We start from the raw sequence: 20,562 nt of genomic DNA, 5'->3' as shown, positions 1-20,562 counted from the left end.
ATGCGTCCCCTCCTCCCGTCCGACCCGTCGGCGGTCGGGGGTCACCGGCTGCTGGGGCGCCTCGGCTCGGGCGGCATGGGCACCGTGTACCTGGGCCGGTCGCCGGCCGGGGTCCTGCTGGCGGTCAAGGTGATCCGCGCCGACCACGCGGCGGACCCGGCCTTCCGGGAGCGGTTCCGGCGCGAGGCGGAGGCGGCCGGGCGGCTGTCGGGGCGCTGGGTGGTCCCGGTGGTGGCCGCCGACCCGCGGGCGCGCGAACCCTGGCTCGCGACCCCGTTCGTGCCGGGGCCCGCGCTGTCCGAGGCGGTGGCCGGGTACGGTCCGCTGCCGGTGGCCGCGGTACGGACGCTGGGGGCGCGGCTCGCCGAGGCCCTGGCGGAGGTGCACGCCGCGGGGCTGGTCCACCGCGACGTCAAGCCGGGCAACATCCTGCTCGCCCCGGACGGGCCCCGGCTGATCGACTTCGGGATCGCGCGGGCGGCGGGGGCGGTGACCCTGACGGCCGTGGACGCGGTCGTCGGCACCCCCGGGTACCTGGCCCCGGAGCAGGCCCGGGCGGGCGGCCCGGCGCCGGGGCCGGAGAGCGACGTGTTCTCCCTCGGCTGCGTCCTGGTGTACGCGGCGACCGGCCGCGGCCCCTTCGGCGGCGGACACGCGGCCGCGGTGGTCTTCCGTACCGTCCACGACGAGCCGGACCTCGCGGCCGTCCCGCCCGAGCTGCTCCCGGCGGTCACGGCCTGCCTGGCCAGGAACCCGGCCGGACGCCCGGCCCCGGCGCGCCTGCGCGCCCTGCTCGGCGACGTCCCGTACGGCTCGGACGCCCCGGGCGGTGGCGGGGAGTGGTTGCCGGGGCCGCTGGCACGGCTGATCGCCGAGCGGTCCACGCACGCGCTGGAACTGCCCGCCCCGGAGCCCACCCGGCTGGACGCACAGCCGGCCGGCGCCCGGCCCCTCACCCGCCGGAGGCTGATCGCCGGCGCCGGGATGCTCGTCGCCACCGGCGGGCCGGCCGGCTGGTTCGCCACCCGCGGCGGGCGGCGCGGCTCCCCGCCGCCGCCCGCCGGGGAGCGGCCCACGCTCGGTCTCGCCCTCCAGGCCGACCTGTCCGGGCCCGGAGCGCGGACCGGCCGGGCCCACGAGCGGGGCCTGCGGCTGGCCGTGGACCAGCACAACGCCCGTGCGGACGCCGTCTTCCGGCTGGCCCTGCGCACCGCCGACGACGGCGGCGACGAGGCGCGCGCGGCGGCGGCCGCGAAGGAGCTGATCGCCGATCCCGCGGTGCTCGCGATCGTGGGCCCCACCTGGGACGGGGCCGTACCGGGGCTGGCCGGCGCCTGCCTGACCGCGGATCTCACCCTGGTCCTGGTGTCGTTGAACAGCGCCCAGCCCTTCCAGTCGCAGTGGCGGACGCTGGTCGACACCCGGGCGTCCGCCGACGGGATCGCGCTCCCGGTGCTGCACTACCTCTCCCGCGTGGAGCCGGTGAGCCGTACGGCCGTGGTGGAGGACAGCGCGGACGGCGAGCCCGCCTGGCGGCTCACCCGGGCCCTCCAGCAGAGCCCGCCGTCGCAGGGCACCACGAGCGTGCACCGGATCCCGGCGGGCGGCTCCGACTTCGCCGGGGCCGTCCGCGACCTGACGCGGGCGCGCGCGGGGGCCGTCGTGTTCGCGGGGACCTCGCCGGAGCGGGCCGCCCTGCTGGCACGGGCCCTCGCGGACGCCGGGTTCAAGGGCCCGCGCCTCGGGATCGGGGAGGCGATGGAGCCCGCCTTCCTCACGGCCGCCGGTCCGGCCGCGGCGGGCTGGCTGTTCGCCGCCTTCTTCACCGACCCGCTGTCCGTGCCCGGCTGCGCCGCTTTCGTCGCCGCGCACCGGGCCGCGTACGGGGAACCGCCCGCCCGTTGGGCCACCGAGGCCTACGACGTGGTGGGTCTGGTGGCCACCGCGCTGACGGGCCTCGCGGGCGAGGGCCGGGACCGGCCGGGCCTGTCCCGCCGGATCTTCCGGGTCGCGCACCAGGGCCTGGCCAAGCCGCTGGGCTTCGACTCGACCACGCACACGCTGGCCGGGGACCGGATCGCCCACCTGTACCGCGTCGTCTCGGGGGCGTTCGGGTACCTGGGCCCCTACGCGGACGTCCGGTCCGCGCCATGAGCCGGCCGCGCCGGGCCGCCGTCAGTCCGGGTGGGAGCGCAGGGCCTGGCGTACGGACCAGAGCACCGACACGAACGGGACCGCGACCAGGGCGCCCACCACCCCGGCGGCGATGGCCCCGCCGATCACCGACAGCGCCACCACCACCGGGTGCAGCCGTACGGCCCAGCTCATCACGAGGGGGTGCAGCAGGTGCCCCTCAAGCTGTCCGATGACGACGATCAGGGCGATCACCAGGATCGCCACGACCGGGCCCCGGGAGGCCAGGGCCACCACGGTGGCCACGGCGAGGGCGACCGGGGAGCCGATGAGCGGGATGAACGCGGCGAAGAACTCCAGCAGCGCGAGCGGTACGGCGAGCGGCACTCCGAGCAGGAAGAGCGCGAGCCCCACCAGGATCGCGTTGGTGGCGGCGACCAGCACGATGCCGTGGGTGTAGCCGGTGAAGGTGCGCCACGCCGCCGTCCCGGCGACCGTCAACCGCTCCGCCGTGCGCGGGGGCAGCTGCGCGCAGAACCAGCTCCACTGCCGGTCGCCCGAGTGGATGAAGAAGACCGAGCAGAACAGGGCCAGGGCGGCCACCGTGAAGACCGCCAGCACCTGGCCCGCCCCGCTGAGGGCGGTGTCCAGCAGGGTCGCGCGATGGGACGACAGGTAGCCGCCGGTCTTGGCCCGCAGGTCGGTCAGCAGCCCGGGGTCCAGGCGGAACGGCGGTTTCTCCAGCCACCGCTGGATCCGTCCGAGGCCGTCGCGGAACTCGGTCACCAGCGAGGACCACTCCCCCGCGACGGCCTCCCCGACGAGGGCCAGCGCGCCCAGGACGAGCACGCCGCTGCCGACGAGCGCGCAGGCCACGGCCGGCGGGCGGGGCATGAACCGGTTGAGCAGATCGGCCACCGGGCGGAGCATGGCCGTCACCACCAGGCCGAGGAAGACGGCGACCGCCAGCTCGTGGAACTTGCCCAGGGCGGCGAACACCGCGTACACGGCCGCGCCGACGACCAGGAGCCGCCAGGCGTGGGCGGCGGCCGTGCGCAGCAGTGGTGACACCGCCGGGGCCCGCCGGGCGCGGATGCCCGGGCCCGGTCGTCCGCGCGGGCGCGCTGCCCGGCGTACCGGCCTCGCCACGATGCGTCGGGTCATGTGCGGCCGCACCTCCGAGGTGTGTTCCCCAGGAGGTACCACGCGCGGCCGCCCGGCCCACGCGTCGCGGCTCATGTTCCCCCGAAGGCCGCACGGCGGCGGGTTTCGGGAGCGTACGGCGCGGGCGTCAGAGGCCGCCCAGGACCGCCCGCCAGTCGTTGCTGGTGTGCCAGTGGCCCGGCGGGTACTCGAACCGGGCCTCGCCGAGGAGCAAGAAGCCGGCGGCGCGGCAGACGCCGTTTGACGCCGCGTGCTCGACGGAGGGGAAGGCGTGCAGGTGGCGGCGCGTGCCGTGGGTGCCCGCGTGGGTGATGAGCGCGCGGGCGGCCCGCGCGGCGAGGCCGCGGCCCTGGAACTCGGGGAGGATGCCCCAGCCGGTCTCGTAGACCTCCTCGTCCTGCCAGACCCGCTCCCAGAAGCCGATCGAGCCCACGGTCTCGCCCTCGGCGACGACCCGGAACATCCGCCCGGCGGCGGGCTCCCGGGCGCTCATGGCCAGGTACCGCCGGTGCCGTTCGTGGAGTTTGGCATCGGTTTCCGGGCCGCCGAGGTGCTCGGTCATGACCGGCTCGTTCTTGCGCGGCAGCAGCCAGAAGTCGTCCTCGGCCCAGGGTTCGAGTCGTACGCGCGTCTCCATGCCGCCACGGTAGTCGCCGGGTCTGACATGGTCTGACCCGGTCTGACACGCGGTCGCCGCGTCCCCGGCCCGCGCGGGCCGGGGACCTACGGTGGGGGCATGGACGACAGCAGCATCAGCTCCCTCCTCGGCGCGGCCGCCGCGCGGGCGGTGCCCGTGGTACGGACCGTACGGGAGGAGCGGCTCGGCGATCCGACGCCGTGCTCCGGGTACGACGTCCGGGGGTTGGTGGAGCACCTCTTCGACGTCATGGTCAACTTCGAGCGGCTCGCCCGGAAGGAGCCCAGCGCCTTCGAGAAGGAGCCGGAGCACCTGAAGGGGGACCCCGAGTGGCGGGACCGGTTCGCCGGGCAGGCGGACCGGCTGGTCGCGGCCTGGGCCGAGCCCGGGGCCGAGGAGGGGACGACGGGCGCCATGGACCAGCCCGCCCGCCTGGTCGGGACGATCGTGCTGCTGGACCTGACCGTGCACGGATGGGACCTGGCGCGGGCCTCGGGGCAGCGGTTCACGCCGGACCCGGCGGGGGTGGAGGTGCTGTCCGGGGTCATCGACCGGCTCGCGCCGTTCGCCCGGGAGGCGGGGCTGTTCGGCGAGCCGAAGCCGGCCGCGGCGGACGCCTCGCGCTTCGAGGTCCTGCTGGCGGCGACCGGCCGCGACCCCGACTGGCAGCCTGCGGGCTGAGCCGCGGTCAGCCCCCGCCCGGGCCCCGGGGTCAGCCGGCGGGCGGGGCCGCGGTCAGCCGGCGGGCGGGGCCGGGACCAGGCCGTCGGCCGTCAGGCCGGTGAGGACCGCCTCCCCCAGGGCCTGGACGGCGGACTGGGGGCGCACCATCACCGTGAACTCCTTGATGCGGCCCTCGTCGTCGAAGTGCAGCAGGTCGATGCCGTGGATCTGCTTGCCGTTGACGGTGGCGCGGAAGGGCAGGACCGCCGACGGGGCCACGGCGCCGTCGGCGCTGGTCTCGGCGGCGCCGTCGTACTGCCCGATGTAGCGGATGTCCTCGAAGACCCGCAGCAGCACCCCGAAGAGCCCCAGCACCATCGGCTTGCCCTCGAAGGGCGTGAACTTCACGGGGCTGTAGAAGCTGATGTCCTCGGTGAACAGGCCGTCCAGGGCGGCGAGGTCCCGGCTGTCGACGGCGGCACGGAAACGGTCTGCTGTGCTCACGGCTTCTCCTCCATAGTCATGATGGTGACTAGTCATATCCATGACTATCATGGGGACCATGTGCGTGGACAGAGCCGGAAAGGAGCCACCGCCGTGGCCCTGAAACACGCGGTACTCGCGGCGCTGCTGGACGAGGAACTCAGCGGCTACCAGCTGGCCAAGTCCTTCGGTCTCGGCGTGGCCAACTTCTGGCACGCGCAGCCGCAGCAGCTGTACGCCGAGCTGACCCGGCTGGAGGGCGACGGCCTGATCGTGGGCCGTGAGGTGGTCCAGGACACCCGGCCCAACAAGCGGCTGTTCGAGGTCACCGCCGCCGGGCTGGCCGAGCTGGAGCGGTTCACCGCGAGCGCCGCCAAGCCCTCCTTCATACGCGACGACCTGTTCGTCAAGGTCCAGGCCGCCGACCACGTGGACACCGACGGGCTGATCGGCCAGCTCGCCGATCGCGCCGCCTTCGCCGAGGGCAAGATCGAACTGTTCGAGCGGCTGCTGCGCACGATGCGCGGCGAACGCGACGAGGAGGAGTTCCTGCGCCACGGCGAGCGCGTCGGCCCGTACCTGACCTGCCTGCGCGGCCTCGCCTTCGAGGAGGGCAACCGTGACTGGTGCGCCCGCGCGATCACCGTCCTGCGCGAGCGGAAGGCAGCCCGTGAGCAGCGCTGAGCAGCGGTTCCTGCGGTACGTGGCGCTGGGAGACAGCCAGACCGAAGGGGTCGGTGACGGCGACGACGCCGTCGGCCTGCGCGGGTTCGCCGACCGGCTCGCCGAGCGCCTCGCCCCGCACAACCCGGGCCTGCGGTACGCCAATCTGGCCGTACGGGGCCGCCTCGCGCGGCACGTCCACGAGGAGCAGCTGGCGCCGGCCCTCGCCCTGCGCCCCGACCTGGCGACGGTGGTCGCCGGGGTCAACGACCTGCTGCGCCCCGGGTTCGACGCCGATGAGGTCGCCGGTCACCTGGAGGCGGTGTTCGCGGCGCTCACGGCACAGGGGGTCCGCGTCGCGACCGTCACCTTTCCCGACGTCGCCCGGATGACCCCGCTCGCCCGCCCGCTGAGCCCCCGGGTCGCCGCGCTGAACGAGCGCGTCCTGCGGGCGGCGCGCCGGCACGGCGTGGCGGTCGCCGAGACCGCCCACCACCCGGTGGTCACCGACCCCCGGCTGTGGAGCCCGGACCGGCTGCACGCCGCCCCCCTCGGCCACGACCGGATCGCCGCCGCCCTGGCGCACGCGCTGGCCGTGCCCGGCAGCGACGACTCCTGGACCCGGCCCCTTCCCGGGCCGCCGGTGTCCCTTCCCACCGGCTGGCGGGGCGCCGCGGGCGAACTCCGGTGGGCCGCCTCCTTCGCCGGCCCCTGGGTCGGCAGGCGGCTGCGCGGGCGTTCGTCCGGCGACGGCCGCACCGCCAAGCGCCCGCGGCTGCTCCCCGTACGGCCGGCCGGCTGAGCAGCGCGCCTGCTCGCCCGGTGTCCGGTCAGCGCAGCGGGTGCCCGTACCGCGCCGCCAGGGCGGTCAGGTCCGGGTCCCCGAAGGTCTTCCTGAGCAGCCGGAAGAGATCCGCCTTGTCGGCGCCGAACCGGGCGACGTAGGCGGCGTAGGTGTCCGGCAGGTGGAACCGCGGGGGCGTGGACTTGCTGTGGAACTTGTCGGCGTACATCACGATCTGCTCCTCCGGCGTGATCGCGACATAGTCGGCGGGCGGCAACGGGAGCCCCTGCAACTCCACATCGCGGCGGGTGAGGCCCACGCCGGTGTGGCAGGAGCAGAACCGGCAGATCTCCTCGGGCAGCCCCTCGGCCTTCAGGATGTCGTGACCGAGGATTCCGTGCCGGATGTAATTCCCGTGGTCCATGGTCCCGTTGGCGTCGTAGAGCCGGTACACGCCGATGTCGTGCAGGAGGCATCCGGCCCGTACGAGATCGCGGTCGATCCCGCCGTCGCCGGAGTACCGCGCGAGGAGCTGCTGCGCGATCTGCCAGACGATCTCGCAGTGGGTGTGGACGAGCTCCAGGGCCTCGGGCGAGGGCGCGTGGCGTTCGTGCAGGGCGCGGATTTCCGCCGGGGTCGGAAGGGAGGGGGCCATGGCCGCAACGGTAACAACCGCCCGAAGCCGGTCCCGCCGGGCGGCGCGCCGCCGGTCGGCGAGGCGCCGGTCGGCGGCGCCGGGCAGTGCCTGTTTCTGATCCCGTGCCGTGCAGGTCAGCGGGGAAGAGCGGGAGTACAGACGAAGGCCTCCCGTTCGCGGAACGGTCACGGTGACGCTTCCGCGAACGGAACTCGTGGAGTGACTGCGGGTGGAGCGACCAGGTGTCCCGTCGCACTGATTCCTAATGCGGTCTGTCAAGCCGTGAGTGCCTGCGCCTGATCCCAGGCGCGTGCTGCACCATCACGAACCCCTCGCCTGCTGGGATCTGTCGGCTCGTCCACCGACCACAGACGTGCCACGGTGCGCGGTTGTACGCCTCTGTTGATGTCAGCTACTGATGTCACGCAACATGCCCAGGTCGGGGGCGGCTGCCGTGTTGCGGTACTTCACTGCGGTACGCCTGTCCCGGGAGACGGCTCCACGTGAGAGCAGGCTTACTCTCCTCGGAGGGACAAAACGTTGAAACGGGCCTCGTGCGTTGGTCGCCGCCGCGACGAGGGAGGTGCCGGGGCCCGTTTCTGATGTCCGTCGATCACGTCGGCGGCGTGTGGGGTGGGTCAGAAGCAGCCGGGTCCGGTGGAGGGGTTGAAGCAGGCGTTGGCGCCGGTGCCGCCGTCGTTGGTGTTGGTACCGGGACCGCCGAAGAGGGCGTCGTTGCCGGGACCGCCGAAGAGGGCGTCGTTGCCGTTGCCGCCGTTCAGGCTGTCGGCGTCGTTGCCACCCTCGATGCGGTCGTTTCCGTCACCGCCGGACAACGAGTCGCTGCCGTCGCCGCCGCAGATGATGTCGTTGCCACCGCGGCCGTCGACCACATCGCTGCCGCCGAGAGCGAAGATCACGTCATCGCCGGGAGTGCCGACCAGGATGTTGGGGCCGTTGGTGCCGGTGATGGTCGGCGTGGCGTTTGCGCAGGTGGGGACCGGCTCGTAGGTGATGGTCACCTGGGCCGCTCCCGCTGCGGGTCCGGAGGTGGCTCCCGACGGGACGAGGTTCGACCCACCGCCGCCACCACCGGAACCCAGCGTGCCATTGGAGGCGATGGCGTTGCAGCCGCCGCCTCCGCCGCCTCCGAACCAGCCGCCGCCTCCGCCGCCTCCCCCGAAGCCGCTCCCGCCGGTGCCGGCGGCGCCGGCCGCACCGTTGGTGCCGGCGGTGGATGGGTTCGGCGGGCATGTGGCTCCGCCGGTGCCTCCGGTGGTCTGAGTACCTCCGCCGCCGCCGACGCCGCCTTGCGGTCGGTCGCCGCCGGGCTGGCCGGTGTCTCCGGCGTCTCCGCCGGTGGACTCAGGCCCGGAAATGGTGAAACCGCCGTGGCCGCCGCCTCCGCCGCCGCCCGCGACGATGAGGCGGGGGTCGGTGCCGGGGCTGCCGGTCAGGACACAGCTGACGTTGGCCGAGCTGCAGGTGCGGACGTCGCTGGAACCGCCGCCGACACCGCCCGCGGCGATCCCGGTGACTGTGCCGCCGCCGGTGTTGACGTTCACGAACAGGGTGTTGCCCGGGGTGGCGGGGACGGTGCCGGTGACGGTGGCGCCGTTGCCGCCTGTGCCGCCGTTGGTTCCGTTCTGGCCCGCGGCGCCTGTGGCGGTGACGGTCAGTTGGGTGACGCCGGCCGGGACGGTGAAGGGCTGGTTGGCGCCCGCGTTGAAGGTGACGGTCACGGGCACCGCCGCAGCAGCGGGCGTGGCCGTGGGCACCACCAGGGCCGCCGGCAGCGCCACCGTGGCGAGCAGGACGGCAGCACGCCGGGCCGGGCGTCGCGGCCGCTCACCAGCGGCTTTGGCATCACGTCGCTGGAAAACGGCATGCTGCAGGGTCGGTCTCACGATGCGGGACTCCTCAACAGAGAGCGCGGCACTCAGGGCGTGCCACCGACGTCGGTTGCTACTCAGGCCCCTGCCGGGACCGCCCGACGATCAAGCCACACCCACCCGGTGCGGTCCGACAGACACACCGTCATACCGCGCCGCGATCCACCGACCAGCCGCTGCCCGTCCCCGAACTCGGCCCTGTGATCCGTAGTCCGACCAGGAGTTCCGTTCACGGAAGCGTCACCGTGACCGTTCCGCGAACGGGAGGCCTTCGTCTGTACTCCTACTCTTCCCCGCTGACCTGCACGGCACGGGACCAGAAACAGGCACTCAGGGGGCGCCGGGCAGGGGCGCCGGGCAGTAGGGCGGCGGTCAGTCGGTCGTCGGCAGCTCGGGCAGCGGCTGCCAGCGCACCGGTACGTCGCGCATCACCAGCACCGAGTCCAGCTCGGCCGTACCGGGCGGGAAGCGCTCCGGGTCGTCGAAGAAGCTGGAGCGGGCCGAGGTGATCCGGGCCGGCTCGACGCGCCAGGCGTCGGTCTCCAGCCGCATGCCGTCCAGGCCCCGGCCCGACCGCTTCGCCGACCAGCCCTCGCTGCCGTCGCGGAAGAACGCCGACGCCTCTTCGAGGCCGGAGAACAGCAGGCTCCCCTCCAGGCTGTCGGTGACCTCGGCCGTCACGTCGACCTCGGTGCTGCCGTCGCGGGTGGCGAAGGCGACGCGCACGGTGTCCTCGGTCTCCCGCACGGTGAAGTCGGCGCGGCCGTGTTCGCCGGGGAAGACGCGGCCGCCCGCCCAGCGGTTGACCAGTGAGGCGGTGTCGCGGCGCGGGATGTACACGCCGCTCTCGACCCCGTCGGGGCCGTCCCGCTCGACGGAGATCCGGTGGGCCGCGTTCTCGCTGCGCAGCCCGGCGGCGGCCGGCGCCCACGAGGGGCGGACCGAGCCGAGGCGCAGCAGGCAGATGCCGGCGACGGCGTGGCCCCGGACCAGCTGGGGGCGGAGGCCGTCGGGCAGGAGGCGGGCGACGGTGTCCGGATCCACCCGGTAGTTCACCAGCAGCCGCCGCTCGATGACGCTCGCCAGCCTCGGCGCTCTCATGACGGTCACGCTCCGCGCCCCTCGTCCGCCCGGGGTGTGCCCGCCGGCTCGGCGCCGGGCCGCCATGCGGTGTGCCTGAGCACGATCTGCTCGGGGCAGACCGCGCTCAGGAACCGGCCCACGCTCGTCGCGAGCCGGTCCTCGACCAGCGAGTAGAGGATCCGGTTGCCCTCGCGCCGCTCGGCGACGAGACCGGCGCCCTTCAGCACGCCGAGGTGGCGGGAGATGGACGGGGCGCTGATCGAGAACCGGGCCGCGATCTCGCCCGCCGCCAGCTCGCCGGACCGGAGGTCCTCAAGGATCTGGCGGCGCGTCGGGTCGGCGAGCGCGCGGAAGACCCCGGCCTCGCCGTCCTGTGGATGCTGTTCGGACATGCGCAATGTTTAGCACATTAGCTAAATGGCTAACAACGCCGCTTGCCATGGACGCGGGTTGACCGTTGTATGAGGCAAGCAGTGATGGGTGTGTCTGGGGAGGTGGGCGGAGATGGCGGCTGCGCGACGGGTGGCACTGGCGACGGACGCGTTCGGGCGGGCGAGGGACGCGGAGCTCCCGGTGCTGATCGCGGCGCTGCGCGAGCGGGGCGTGGACGCGGCGGCGGCCGACTGGGACGACCCGGCGTTCGACTGGGCGGCGCAGGACGCGGTGGTCATCCGCTCGACCTGGGACTACCCGGGGCGGCTGGCGGAGTTCCTCGCGTGGGCCGCCCGCGTCGGCGGCGTGACCGCGCTGCACAACCCGGCGGAGGTCGTGCGCTGGAACGGCGACAAGACGTACCTGACGGAGCTCGCGGCGGCGGGCGTCCCGACGGTTCCGACCCGGTTCGTCGCACCGGGCGAGCCGGTGGAGCTGACGGAGGGCGGGGAGATCGTCGTCAAGCCGTCGGTGTCGGCGGGCGCGCGCGACAGCGCCCGGTACACGCCCGCCCAGCGCGGGGCGGCCGAGGCACACGTACGGATGCTGCACGAGGGCGGGGCGACGGCGATGGTCCAGCCGTACCTGGAGCGGATCGTGGACGGCGAACGGGCGCTCGTGTTCCTGGGCGGGGAGTTCAGCCACGCCATGCGCAAGGGACCGGTGCTGACGGACACGGGGCGCGTGGACAACGCGCGCGTACCGCACCCGGACCTGGTGGGACACGTCCCCGACGCGGCCGAACTGGCGGTGGCCCGGGCCGCCCTGACGGCCCTGGCCACCGCCCTGGCGGCCGGTCCCCTGCTGTACGCGCGGGTGGACCTCGCCCTGGACACGGCCGGGTCACCGGTGGTGATGGAGCTGGAACTGATCGAGCCGAACCTGTTCCTGACGGCGACCGAGGGCGGGGTGGACCGCTTCGTGGAGGCCGTGGCCCGCCTCTGAGGGCCGCGTCCGCCCCGGGAGGTACGGAGCCGCTCCCCCGCCGTTGACCTTGGCCGGGGGGCTCGCCTGGTCACACGGGGTTTCCCGGCCCGGGGGCCGACGGGCAACGGGAAACCCGTCGATCCCCGGATCGGGCGGGGGCAGGCTGAAGCCGTCAACCCGCTGCAAAACCCACAAGGGGGACATGATGCGCACGATGATCCGCGGCGCCGCCGCGTTCGTGACAGCGACCGCCGCCGTCTTCGCACTGAGCGGCACGGCAGGCGCCCAGCCGGCCGACGTGTGGGCCGGCTGCCCGGACGGGGCGGTCTGTATCTACCCGCAGGACCAGAACCCGGCCGTCAAGCCGAGCAACATCTACTACTCCTACGGGGCGCACAACCTGTCGAACCAGTTCGGGCGCCACTGGGTCCTCAACAACCAGTACGGCGGCGCCAGCGCCAGCCTGTGCACCGGCTCGGGCGGCCGCGGCTGCGGCAACCCGATCGCCCAGGGCACCGGTGTCTACGCCGACCTGACGCCGATCAACTCGATCACCCTCAACCGGCCGTAGCCGTCCCCCCCTTCGGACAGTCCCCGGAGCCGCCCGCGCGCGGCTCCGGGGCGTTCCCGTTTCCCGCCACACCGGATCCGGTCCGTGGTCGGCCGTCAGTCCCCCGCTGTAGCCTGGGCGCCTGCCATCTCACGACCTGGGCGCGCTTTGCCATGGGGGATGCCGTGGGCGATCCGGACCTCGGACGGAACACCGGTCATCACGAAGAATCAGCGGAATCAGCCGAACCGGCGGAATCAGCGGAACCAGCCGACGGCTCCGCCCTGCCCTTCCCCGCGCGGCTGAGGCGGCTGCGGGCGCGGCGCGGGCTCTCGCTGGCCGATCTGGCGCGGCGCACGCACTACAGCAAGGGCTACCTCAGCAAGATCGAGACGGGCGCGAAGCCCCCCACCGTCGATGTGGCCCGCCGCTGTGACGAGGTGCTGGACGCGGGCGGCGAACTCCTGCGGCTGGTCCGGGACACGGAGGTACCCGGCCCCCGGTCCGCCGCGGGGCCCGCCACCGGGCCCGCTGCCGGGTCCGCCGCCCCGGCCCCGCCGCCGTCCGCGCCGCAGTCGGCCGGGGACTGCCCCTACCGGGGACTGGCGGCGTTCACCCCACAGGACGCGGGCTGGTTCTTCGGCCGGGAGCGCGCCACGGCCGCCCTGGTCGAGCGCGTCTTCGAACGGATCGGCAGCGGACCGCTGATGCTCGTCGCGGGGTCCGGTGCCGGCAAGTCCTCGCTGCTCAGCGCGGGCCTCGTACCGGCGCTGCGGCGCGGCGGCGGCTTCCCCATGCCGGGCGCCGACTGGTGGCCCGTCATACGGTTCACGCCCACCGCGCACCCCTTCCAGGAACTGCTGAACAGCGCGGCGAAGGTGCTGGACGGCGACCTGGGCATCACCGCGCACCAGTTGCGGGAGCGTCCGGAGGTCCTCCTCGACGCCGTGCGGCGGCTGTCGGACGCGGGCGCCGCGCCGGGCGTCCGGCCCGTGCTGCTCGTCGACCAGTTCGAGGAGCTGTTCACGCTGTGCCCCGACGAGGAGGAGCGCCGCGCCTTCGTACGGGTGCTCTGCGCGCTGGCCGCGGACCGGCCGGGCCGGACCCGGCACGACCCGGCCGTCGTGGTGCTCGGCGTACGGGCCGACTTCTCGGGGAACTGCCTGGACTTACCGGAGCTGGCCAAGGTGTTCACGGACGGGCTGTTCGTGCTGCCGCCGATGTCGGTCGCGGAGCTGCGGGAGTCGATCACGCTCCCGGCCGAGCTCGCCGGGCTCGCCCTCGAACCGGGACTGGTCCCGCTGCTGCTGCGCGACGCGGGCTTGCGCGAGGAGCCGGCCGAGTCGCTCCGCGGCGACCCCGCCTCCGGCCCCGGCGCGCCCTCCGGCGCGCTGCCCCTGGTGTCGCACGCGCTGATGGCCACCTGGCAGCGGCGCGAGGGCGCCACGCTGACCGTCGCGGGCTACGAGCACTCCGGCGGCATCCGGGGGGCGATCGCGCACACGGCGGAAAGCGTGTTCGCCGGCCTGTACCCGGCCGAGCAGCGGACGATCCGGCGGGTCCTGGTCCGGCTGGTCCACGTCGCCGACGGCACGGGGGCCACCAGGCGCCGGCTGAGCCGGGCCGCCCTGATGGAGCAGCTGGCCGACACCGACCGCGCCGGGGCGGCCCTCGACGCGTTCGTCGGGGCCCGGCTGGTCACCGTGGACCGCGACACCGTCGAGATCACCCACGAGGCCCTGTTGCACGCCTGGCCCCGGCTGCACGGCTGGATCCACGCCGACCGGGCGGGGCTGCTGATCCACCAGCAGCTGACGCACGCCGCCGACGAGTGGGAGCGCGAGGGCCGCGACCCGTCGGTCCTCTACCGCGGCACCCGGCTGGAGACCGCCCGCTCCTGGGCCGAGGAACTGGACGGCCTGAGCCGGCTCGGCCCCCCGGAGGCCGCCTTCCTCCGGGCCAGCCGGGCCGCGCAGGAGCTGCGGCAGGCGCAGGCCGGGCGCCAGGTCCGGGTACGGCAGCGGATGCTGGCCGCGCTCGTCGCGCTGCTGGTGCTGGCCCTGACCGCCGGCGCTCTCGCCTACCAGCAGCGGGAGGGCGCCCTCGGTCAGGAACGCGTCGCGCGTTCGCAGGCGCTGGCCGTCCAGTCGACCTCGCTGGCCGCCGGTCAGCCCGAGGCCTCGATGCTGCTCGCCGAGGAGGCCTACCGTACGAAGGACACCCCCCAGGCCCGCGGCGCTCTCCTCAGTACCCAGGCGCAGCCCTTCCTGGCCCGGCTGGGCGGGCACAGCGGGCCGGTCAACGCGGTGGCCTTCGGGCCGGGGACCGGCGGACCGGGGAACGGCGGACCGGGGAACGGCGGACCGGGGAACGGCGGACCGGGGAACGGGCTGCTGGCGACGGGCGGTTCGGACGGGCGGGTACTGCTGCGCCGGGTGGCGGACCGGCGGACGGTCGCGACCTTCACCGTCACCGGACGGGTCCGGGCGGTCGCCTTCAGCCCCGACGGCCGGACCCTCGCGGCGGCCTCGACGGACGGTCCGGTCCACCTCTGGGACATCGCCGGCCGGCGGAGCCCCGCGGTCCTCCCCGCGCGTACCTCGGGTGCCCGGGCCCTGGCCTTCGCGCCCGACGGCTCCACGCTCGCCGTCGCGGGCGTGGACGGCCCGGTCCAGCTGTGGAGCGCCGGCGGCGACCACGCGGCCCTCGCCTCCCTCACCGGGCACACCGGCCGGGTCAACGCGCTGGCGTACTCGCCGGACGGCGGGACGCTGGTGTCGGCCGGCGCCGACCAGACCGTACGGCTGTGGGATCCGGCCGGCGCCCGCCAGCTCGTCGTCCTCGAAGGGCACACCGGCGAGGTGCTGGGCGCGGCGTTCGCCCCCGACGGCAAGACGGTCGCCACCGGCGGCGTGGACCGCACCGTACGGCTGTGGGACGTGGCCGGGGGGCGGGCCACCGCGACGCTGACCGGCCACAGCGACGACGTCAACGCCGTCGCGTACACGCCGGACGGCACGACGGTCGTCAGCGGCGGCGGCGACGGCACCACCCGGCTGTGGGACGTGCGCGGGGCGCGGCTGACGGCGACGTTCGCCGGGCACACCGACTACGTGCTCGCGGTGGCCGTGGACCCCGGCGGCACCACGCTGGCCACGGCCGCCTTCGACCAGTCCGTGGTGCTCTGGGACCTGCGCGGTCCGGCGCTCATCTCGCGCCCGTTCACGGAGATCTGGCACGCCGCGTACAGCCCGGACGGGAAGCTGATGGCGACCGCGGACGCCGATCACACGGTGCTGTTGTGGGACGTCGTACACCGTCGAGTTCTGGCCACCTTGACGGGGCACACCGAGACGGTGTTCTCGGTCGCCTTCGCCCCCGACGGGCGCACCCTGGCCTCGGCGGGCTCGGACGGCACGGTCCGGCTGTGGGACGTCACCGCGCGCGCCCCGCTCGCCGCCCTCGTCGGCCACGGCGGGACCGTGTTCGCGGTCGCCTTCGCCCCCGACGGGCGCACCCTGGCCTCGGCGGGCTCGGACGGCACGGTCCGGCTGTGGGACGTCGCCGCGCGCGCCCCGCTCGCCATCCTCACCGGCCACACCGACTTCGCGAACGACGTGGCGTTCAGCCCCGACGGCCGGACCCTGGCGAGCGCGGGCGACGATCTGACGGTACGTCTGTGGGACGTGGCCGGGCGGCGCCCGCTGGCCACGCTCACCGGCCACGCGGGCGCGGTCCGGGCGGTCGCCTTCAGCCCGGACGGCCGGACGCTGGCGAGCAGCGGCAACGACGGTCCCGTACGCCTGTGGGACGTGCGGCGGCAACGGGTCGTGGCGGTGCTGGCCGGGCACACCGGCGCGGCCCGGGGCATCGCCTTCTCGCCCGACGGGCGCACGCTCGCCAGCAGCGGCAACGACCGTACGGTACGGCTCTGGGACGTGGCGGGGCGCCGGCTCCGGGCGGCGCTGGCGGGCCATACGAACGCGGTGTGGGGGGTGGCCTTCTCCCCCGACGGCCGGACGGTGGCGAGCAGCAGCAACGACGGGACCGTACGGCTGTGGAACCCGGACCCGGGGGCGCGGCTGGCCGACATCTGCCGGCTGCGGGAGGCGATCGGCCCGGCGGAGCGGGCGGCGCTCGCGCCCGGCCTGCCCGTGCCCGCGCGGACGCGGGGCTGCGCCCGGTCGTGAGCGGGCCCCCGAGAAGGCCTGATCGGCGGGGGTTTCCCCGGGGTTGCCCGTTGCCTCTCCGCATGGGGTGACGCGAGGTCCTCGACGGGGTCGGCCCCGTGCCAGCAGGCTGCGTGGCGAGGTTCCACCACCACGGGAAGACAGAATCGGGGGTCCCGCGATGCCACGCAGGTCCGGTCTCATCGGCGCACTCGTCGCCTTGTTCGTTCTCCTCCTCGGGGCGTCCGCCAACGCCACCGCTCACACGGCGCGTTCGGCCGCCGCGGCCGATTGCCGGGTGCTCGCCCCGGGTGCCTCCGCGGCCGCGGAGAGCGCCGTGGCCGCCGCGTGCGAACAAGTGGCGGCGGGCGTCTGGTACTCCTGGGGCGGCGGTCACGGCCCGCAGCCCGGTGCCTCGTACGGGCAGGTGGACCCCACCGATCCGGCCAGCGAGCACGATCCCGAACGGCGCGGTTTCGACTGCTCGGGTCTGGTCCGCTACGCCTACGCCCGCGCAGCGGGTTCGGACATCCTGAACGGGCCCGCCGACACCCAGTACTACACGCACCGCGCCGCCGAACGCCTCACCGCCGGCCAGGGCCTCGCCCCGCTGCTGCCGGGCGACCTGCTGGCCTGGGGCACCTCCTCGCACCTGCACCACATCGCGATCTACCTCGGCGCGGGAAAGATGGTCGAGGCGAAGCAGTCCGGGACCAAGCTGATGGTCAGTGACGTCCGGCTGGACGGCGACTACCACGGGGCGCTCCGCGTGAACACCGGCCCGGTCACCGGGCACGTCTTCCAGACCTGGGGCACCGGCGTCTGGACGAAGGCCGCGCCGTCCGTCTCGGCCGCGCGGGTGTACGCCTTCCCCGGTCCCACGACGATCCGGGTCGCCTGCCAGAAGCACGCGGAGACGGTGACCTCCGACGGCTACACCAATGACGCCTGGTCGTACCTGCCCGACTACCAGGCGTGGATGACGAACATTTACATCAAGGGCGCCGCGTGGCTGGAAGCCGTTCCCACCTGCACCTTCTGAGTCCCCGTGGGCCGGCCGGCCGCCAGGGGCAACTACGATCACAGGTCCGCGGTCATGATCGTCCCGGGGGTGGCCGGACCGCGGCGTCGCATCCCCGGCCCATTAGCCCACAGTTGAGGAGCGCCCATGCGCCTGCCTTTGGACCGACGCCTGGCTCTCAGTGCCGCCCTGCTCGCCGTGGTGGGGGGTGTGGTTCCGGCCACCACCGCCTACGCCGCGCCCTCCCCGTTCTCCGCCGAGACCGTGCGGACCGCCGCGCCCGCGCCCGACCGGGAGGCGCTGACGCGGGCGTTGAAGAACACCCTGGCGGTCGGGGCGCCGGGCGCCATGGTCCGCGTGACCGGCTCGGGTGCGCCCCTGACCCAGGCGGAGGGGGTCCAGGACAAGACCACGGGCGCGGCGATGGACCCGAACTCGCGCTTCCGGATCGGCAGCGTCACGAAGACCTTCTCGGCCGTCGTCCTGCTCCAGCTGGTGGACGAGGGCAAGCTGAAGCTGGACGACCCGGTCAACACCTACCTGCCCGGTCTGCTGCCCGACGACCGGATCACGGTGCGTCACCTGCTGACCCACCGCAGCGGGCTGGCCGATTACACGAACGCCATGTTCGAGCACACCGTGCCCGGCTTCGAGGCCGTGCGGAACAAGGTGTTCACGTACCAGGAGCTGGTCGCGCTGTCGCTGCGCGAGCCGAGGACGGCCCAGCCGGGCGTGTCCTACTCCTACTCGAACACCAATTTCGTGGTCGTCGGCATGCTCATCGAGAAGGCCACCGGCCGGTCGGTGGCCAAGGAGTACGAGCGCCGCATCATCAAGCCGCTGAAGCTGAAGAACACCTCGTACGTGCACCCGTCCACCGCCATCAAGGGGGCGCACGCGCACGGCTACCTGCACCCGGACGAGGCGGGTGCCCCGCTGGTCGACTCCACCGAGCAGACGGTGTCCTGGGCGCAGTCCGCGGGCGCGATGATCTCGACCACGGCGGACCTGAACACCTTCATGTCCGGCCTGCTCGGGGGCAAGCTGCTGTCCGCAGGCATGCTGGACGCCATGACCACCGTGACCCCCACGGACGCCACGAACACCCGCTTCTACGGGCTGGGTCTGCGCCGCTACGACCTCTCGTGCGGTACGTCGGTGTACGGGCACACCGGCACGGTGCAGGGCTTCTACACCTACGCGTTCGCCACCCGCGACGGCCGCCGCAGCATCGCCGCCATGGCGAACACCTCCAACCGCGGTGACGCCAACACCGCCCTCGGCGGCACGCTGGACGCCGCGTTCTGCGGCAAGCGGCCGGCCCCCGTGTCTCCGGCCAAGGCCGCCGCACGGAGCTTCGCGGCGACTCCCGCCGACGCGGACCTGCCCGAGCGGCGCTGACGCACGGGTCCTCCTGAATCCCCTGGTCGGACCTGAGTACCGCGTGGTGTGTCCGGCCCCGGCATCCGATGGTGCAGGTTGGTGACAGTCCGTCGGCGCGGGCCGGCGGCGGGGACCGGGAGGCACATCGGTGAGCGAGGACCACGAGGACCGCTACGAGCTGGTGTTCGACGGCGGCGAGCCCGAGGGGGAGGGCGAGGACCTCGTGGTCGTCTCGCGCACCGCGCAGAAGGGGCCGGGCGGCCATCCGGTCTACGCCGACTCCACCGGGATCGTACGGGCGGAGATCAGCGACCAGGGCGAGGTGCGGATGCTGCCCTCGGGCGGGCAGCAGTCCCTCACCCAGCCGACCCGGGCCCGCCGCCCCGGCACCCCCTGAGCGGGGCCGGTCAGCCGGCCGTCGGGGTGAGCCCGGAGGTTCCCAGCCGCAGGGGCCGCTGCGGCGCCGGGTCCGGGTAGGTGGCGGCCTCTGCCTCCAGCGCCCCCGTGATCCGTTCGCGGAACTCCGGGGTGAGCAGGTCCAGGCCGCGCAGGAGTTCGAGGGCCTCGACCGTCGGGGCGGGCAGCGGCCGGGCCATCCGGTCCGCACCGCTCAGCCCGAGGAACCCCTGGCCGGCGCGCTCGCGCTGACGGAGGGCCTGCTCGGCCAGGCCCGCGGCGGCGTAGCCCAGGGCCAGGGCGAGGTCGTCCAGGAACTGACCGGCCCCCCGGTGCATGTCATCGGCGCCCTGGAGCGTCTGCACCGGGCTTCCCGCGGCCGTCCACTCCTGGTCCCGCGACACCCCCGCCCCGCCGAGCACGTCGCGGGCTTCCCCCAACAGGTGGCGGGCCCGCTCGACGGTGTTGACGGCGGCGACGAGCTCGGCGGTGTCTATGTCAGGGGTCATCCGGTGCCTCCAGGTGGTGAGTGCTGGAGGCACCGTAGAAGACGACGGGGCCCGCGCACCATGCCTGAGCGGACCCGGCTCACGGGGGACGGCGGACTCCCGCCCCGTATGGCGGCCGCCGACACTGCCCCGGCCGGGAGTGTGGTGCGCCACGCCATGGGCGCGCGGGCGGGCCGTCCTTACTGTTGCGAACCATGACGAGCAAACTTCCTCCCGCGCTTCCCCTGCCCGCGCCCGGCCCCGCGGGGGTGGACCTGCGGGGGCGCGTCGCTTTGGTGACCGGTGGCGGCAGCGGAATCGGCCGGGCCTGCGCGGTGGCCCTGGCGGCGGCGGGCGCCGCCGTGCACGTCGTGGACGTCGACGCGCGGTCGGCGGAGTCCGTGGCCCGTCTCGTCCGGGGGCGGGCGCACGTGGCCGACCTCGCCGACCCGGCGGCCATCGAGGGGCTGCCCGCCGGTGTGGACGTCCTGGTCAACAGCGCGGGGCTGCAGCACGTGGCGCCGATCACGCAGTTCCCCGTCGAGCGCTTCGCCCTGATCCAGCGGGTGATGGTCACCGCGCCGTTCCTGCTGCTGCGCCGGGTGCTGCCGCACATGTACGCCTCGGGGTGGGGCCGGGTGGTCAACATCTCCAGCGTGCACGGGCTGCGGGCCAGCGCCTACAAATCCGCCTACGTCGCGGCCAAGCACGGGCTGGAGGGGCTGAGCAAGGTCACCGCCCTGGAGGGGGCCCCGTACGGGGTGACCAGCAACTGCGTCAGCCCCGGCTATGTGCGCACCCCCCTGGTCGAGGGCCAGATCGCGGACCAGGCCGCCGCGCACGGCATCGGCGCCGCGGACGTGGTGGCGGACGTGCTGCTGACCCGGTCCGCGATCAAACGGCTGATCGAGCCCGAGGAGGTGGCGGCGGCCGCGCTCTGGCTGTGCGGGCCCCACACCGGCTACATCACCGGGATCTCCCTGCCGCTGGACGGCGGCTGGGCCGCGAACTGACGCGAGGGGGAGGGCACGGGGGTGCGGCCGGTCGGTTCTATGCC

19 protein-coding genes are annotated in these 20,562 nt (G+C 74.5%); 11 read left to right on the top strand and 8 right to left on the bottom strand.

Annotated features, from left to right (window positions below):
* On the top strand, nt 1-2,154 hold the full coding sequence (locus EES41_RS33305; RefSeq protein WP_123081621.1) for a bifunctional serine/threonine-protein kinase/ABC transporter substrate-binding protein: 2,154 nt from the start codon (nt 1-3) through the stop codon (nt 2,152-2,154).
* Nucleotides 2,155-2,175: 21 nt separating this feature from the next.
* Here EES41_RS33305 and EES41_RS33300 read toward each other — a convergent pair whose 3' ends face one another.
* Both EES41_RS33300 and EES41_RS33295 read right to left on the bottom strand, forming a co-directional pair.
* Nucleotides 2,176-3,297, bottom strand: a complete 1,122-nt coding sequence (locus EES41_RS33300) for an AI-2E family transporter (RefSeq protein ID WP_123081620.1) — start codon at nt 3,295-3,297, stop codon at nt 2,176-2,178.
* A 127-nt stretch (nt 3,298-3,424) separates the two neighbouring features.
* A complete protein-coding gene (locus EES41_RS33295; RefSeq protein ID WP_123081619.1) occupies nt 3,425-3,934 on the bottom strand; it encodes a GNAT family N-acetyltransferase in 510 nt (169 codons plus the stop codon).
* 99 nt (nt 3,935-4,033) lie between these two features.
* On the opposite strand from EES41_RS33295, the gene EES41_RS33290 reads away from it, so the two are divergent.
* Nucleotides 4,034-4,615: a TIGR03086 family metal-binding protein gene (locus tag EES41_RS33290; protein WP_123081618.1), complete on the top strand. Its 582-nt coding sequence runs from the start codon at nt 4,034-4,036 to the stop codon at nt 4,613-4,615.
* A gap of 54 nt (nt 4,616-4,669) precedes the next feature.
* On the opposite strand, the gene EES41_RS33285 is transcribed toward EES41_RS33290, so the two are convergent.
* The gene (locus tag EES41_RS33285; protein WP_254211663.1) at nt 4,670-5,101 is read right to left on the bottom strand and encodes a nuclear transport factor 2 family protein; all 432 of its coding nucleotides are present in this window, start codon (nt 5,099-5,101) and stop codon (nt 4,670-4,672) included.
* Between the two features lie 93 nt (nt 5,102-5,194).
* On the opposite strand from EES41_RS33285, the gene EES41_RS33280 reads away from it, so the two are divergent.
* Together EES41_RS33280 and EES41_RS33275 are read left to right on the top strand one after the other, a co-directional pair.
* A complete protein-coding gene (locus tag EES41_RS33280; RefSeq protein ID WP_123081616.1) occupies nt 5,195-5,764 on the top strand; it encodes a PadR family transcriptional regulator in 570 nt (189 codons plus the stop codon).
* Nucleotides 5,751-6,545 (top strand): SGNH/GDSL hydrolase family protein, encoded by a 795-nt coding sequence (locus EES41_RS33275; protein WP_123081615.1) that lies wholly within the window; start codon nt 5,751-5,753, stop codon nt 6,543-6,545. Before EES41_RS33280 ends, EES41_RS33275 begins: the two co-directional genes overlap by 14 nt.
* Nucleotides 6,546-6,573: 28 nt before the next feature.
* Here the strand turns inward: EES41_RS33275 and EES41_RS33270 are convergent, their stop codons facing one another.
* The 4 genes from EES41_RS33270 to EES41_RS33250 all read right to left on the bottom strand — a co-directional run bounded on the left by EES41_RS33270 (nt 6,574) and on the right by EES41_RS33250 (nt 10,531).
* Complete coding sequence (locus tag EES41_RS33270) at nt 6,574-7,182, bottom strand: HD domain-containing protein (RefSeq protein WP_123081614.1); 609 nt, start codon at nt 7,180-7,182, stop codon at nt 6,574-6,576.
* A gap of 620 nt (nt 7,183-7,802) precedes the next feature.
* Nucleotides 7,803-9,071: a calcium-binding protein gene (locus EES41_RS41685; RefSeq protein ID WP_164496008.1), complete on the bottom strand. Its 1,269-nt coding sequence runs from the start codon at nt 9,069-9,071 to the stop codon at nt 7,803-7,805.
* A 357-nt stretch (nt 9,072-9,428) separates the two neighbouring features.
* Nucleotides 9,429-10,157 (bottom strand): DUF2071 domain-containing protein, encoded by a 729-nt coding sequence (locus EES41_RS33255; RefSeq protein ID WP_123082856.1) that lies wholly within the window; start codon nt 10,155-10,157, stop codon nt 9,429-9,431.
* Between the two features lie 5 nt (nt 10,158-10,162).
* Nucleotides 10,163-10,531: a metalloregulator ArsR/SmtB family transcription factor gene (locus EES41_RS33250; RefSeq protein WP_123081611.1), complete on the bottom strand. Its 369-nt coding sequence runs from the start codon at nt 10,529-10,531 to the stop codon at nt 10,163-10,165.
* 112 nt (nt 10,532-10,643) lie between these two features.
* Between EES41_RS33250 and EES41_RS33245 the strand changes: the two genes are divergently transcribed.
* The 6 genes from EES41_RS33245 to EES41_RS33220 all read left to right on the top strand — a co-directional run bounded on the left by EES41_RS33245 (nt 10,644) and on the right by EES41_RS33220 (nt 19,018).
* On the top strand, nt 10,644-11,516 hold the full coding sequence (locus EES41_RS33245; RefSeq protein ID WP_123081610.1) for a RimK family alpha-L-glutamate ligase: 873 nt from the start codon (nt 10,644-10,646) through the stop codon (nt 11,514-11,516).
* Nucleotides 11,517-11,703: 187 nt separating this feature from the next.
* Nucleotides 11,704-12,069 (top strand): hypothetical protein, encoded by a 366-nt coding sequence (locus EES41_RS33240; protein WP_073777158.1) that lies wholly within the window; start codon nt 11,704-11,706, stop codon nt 12,067-12,069.
* A gap of 164 nt (nt 12,070-12,233) precedes the next feature.
* Nucleotides 12,234-16,238, top strand: coding sequence for a helix-turn-helix domain-containing protein (locus tag EES41_RS33235; RefSeq protein ID WP_302186179.1), 4,005 nt, complete (start codon nt 12,234-12,236; stop codon nt 16,236-16,238).
* A gap of 160 nt (nt 16,239-16,398) precedes the next feature.
* The gene (locus tag EES41_RS33230) at nt 16,399-17,259 is read left to right on the top strand and encodes an NlpC/P60 family protein (protein WP_123081608.1); all 861 of its coding nucleotides are present in this window, start codon (nt 16,399-16,401) and stop codon (nt 17,257-17,259) included.
* A 126-nt stretch (nt 17,260-17,385) separates the two neighbouring features.
* A complete protein-coding gene (locus EES41_RS33225; RefSeq protein ID WP_123081607.1) occupies nt 17,386-18,639 on the top strand; it encodes a serine hydrolase in 1,254 nt (417 codons plus the stop codon).
* A 130-nt stretch (nt 18,640-18,769) separates the two neighbouring features.
* On the top strand, nt 18,770-19,018 hold the full coding sequence (locus EES41_RS33220) for a DUF6296 family protein (protein ID WP_302186178.1): 249 nt from the start codon (nt 18,770-18,772) through the stop codon (nt 19,016-19,018).
* Nucleotides 19,019-19,028: 10 nt separating this feature from the next.
* On the opposite strand, the gene EES41_RS33215 is transcribed toward EES41_RS33220, so the two are convergent.
* On the bottom strand, nt 19,029-19,526 hold the full coding sequence (locus tag EES41_RS33215; RefSeq protein WP_123081606.1) for a hypothetical protein: 498 nt from the start codon (nt 19,524-19,526) through the stop codon (nt 19,029-19,031).
* A gap of 194 nt (nt 19,527-19,720) precedes the next feature.
* Between EES41_RS33215 and EES41_RS33210 the strand changes: the two genes are divergently transcribed.
* Nucleotides 19,721-20,518: a 3-hydroxybutyrate dehydrogenase gene (locus tag EES41_RS33210; RefSeq protein WP_123081605.1), complete on the top strand. Its 798-nt coding sequence runs from the start codon at nt 19,721-19,723 to the stop codon at nt 20,516-20,518.
* The last annotated feature ends 44 nt before the right edge of the window (nt 20,519-20,562 follow it).

The sequence above is a fragment of the Streptomyces sp. ADI95-16 genome (assembly GCF_003721495.1).
GTDB lineage: Bacteria > Actinomycetota > Actinomycetes > Streptomycetales > Streptomycetaceae > Streptomyces > Streptomyces goshikiensis.
The sequence above is the reverse complement of the archived record's forward strand: the minus strand, read 5'-3'. Positions and strand labels throughout refer to the sequence as shown.

Excerpts from the sequence above, each read along its gene's own strand:
- EES41_RS33305 (WP_123081621.1), top strand. The coding sequence starts at position 1 with ATGCGTCCCCTCCTCCCGTCCGACCCGTCGGCGGTCGGGGGTCACCGG.
- EES41_RS33300 (WP_123081620.1), bottom strand. The coding sequence starts at position 3,297 with ATGACCCGACGCATCGTGGCGAGGCCGGTACGCCGGGCAGCGCGCCCG.
- EES41_RS33295 (WP_123081619.1), bottom strand. The coding sequence starts at position 3,934 with ATGGAGACGCGCGTACGACTCGAACCCTGGGCCGAGGACGACTTCTGG.
- EES41_RS33290 (WP_123081618.1), top strand. The coding sequence starts at position 4,034 with ATGGACGACAGCAGCATCAGCTCCCTCCTCGGCGCGGCCGCCGCGCGG.
- EES41_RS33270 (WP_123081614.1), bottom strand. The coding sequence starts at position 7,182 with ATGGCCCCCTCCCTTCCGACCCCGGCGGAAATCCGCGCCCTGCACGAA.
- EES41_RS33255 (WP_123082856.1), bottom strand. The coding sequence starts at position 10,157 with ATGAGAGCGCCGAGGCTGGCGAGCGTCATCGAGCGGCGGCTGCTGGTG.
- EES41_RS33250 (WP_123081611.1), bottom strand. The coding sequence starts at position 10,531 with ATGTCCGAACAGCATCCACAGGACGGCGAGGCCGGGGTCTTCCGCGCG.
- EES41_RS33245 (WP_123081610.1), top strand. The coding sequence starts at position 10,644 with ATGGCGGCTGCGCGACGGGTGGCACTGGCGACGGACGCGTTCGGGCGG.
- EES41_RS33240 (WP_073777158.1), top strand. The coding sequence starts at position 11,704 with ATGCGCACGATGATCCGCGGCGCCGCCGCGTTCGTGACAGCGACCGCC.
- EES41_RS33230 (WP_123081608.1), top strand. The coding sequence starts at position 16,399 with ATGCCACGCAGGTCCGGTCTCATCGGCGCACTCGTCGCCTTGTTCGTT.
- EES41_RS33225 (WP_123081607.1), top strand. The coding sequence starts at position 17,386 with ATGCGCCTGCCTTTGGACCGACGCCTGGCTCTCAGTGCCGCCCTGCTC.
- EES41_RS33215 (WP_123081606.1), bottom strand. The coding sequence starts at position 19,526 with ATGACCCCTGACATAGACACCGCCGAGCTCGTCGCCGCCGTCAACACC.
- EES41_RS33210 (WP_123081605.1), top strand. The coding sequence starts at position 19,721 with ATGACGAGCAAACTTCCTCCCGCGCTTCCCCTGCCCGCGCCCGGCCCC.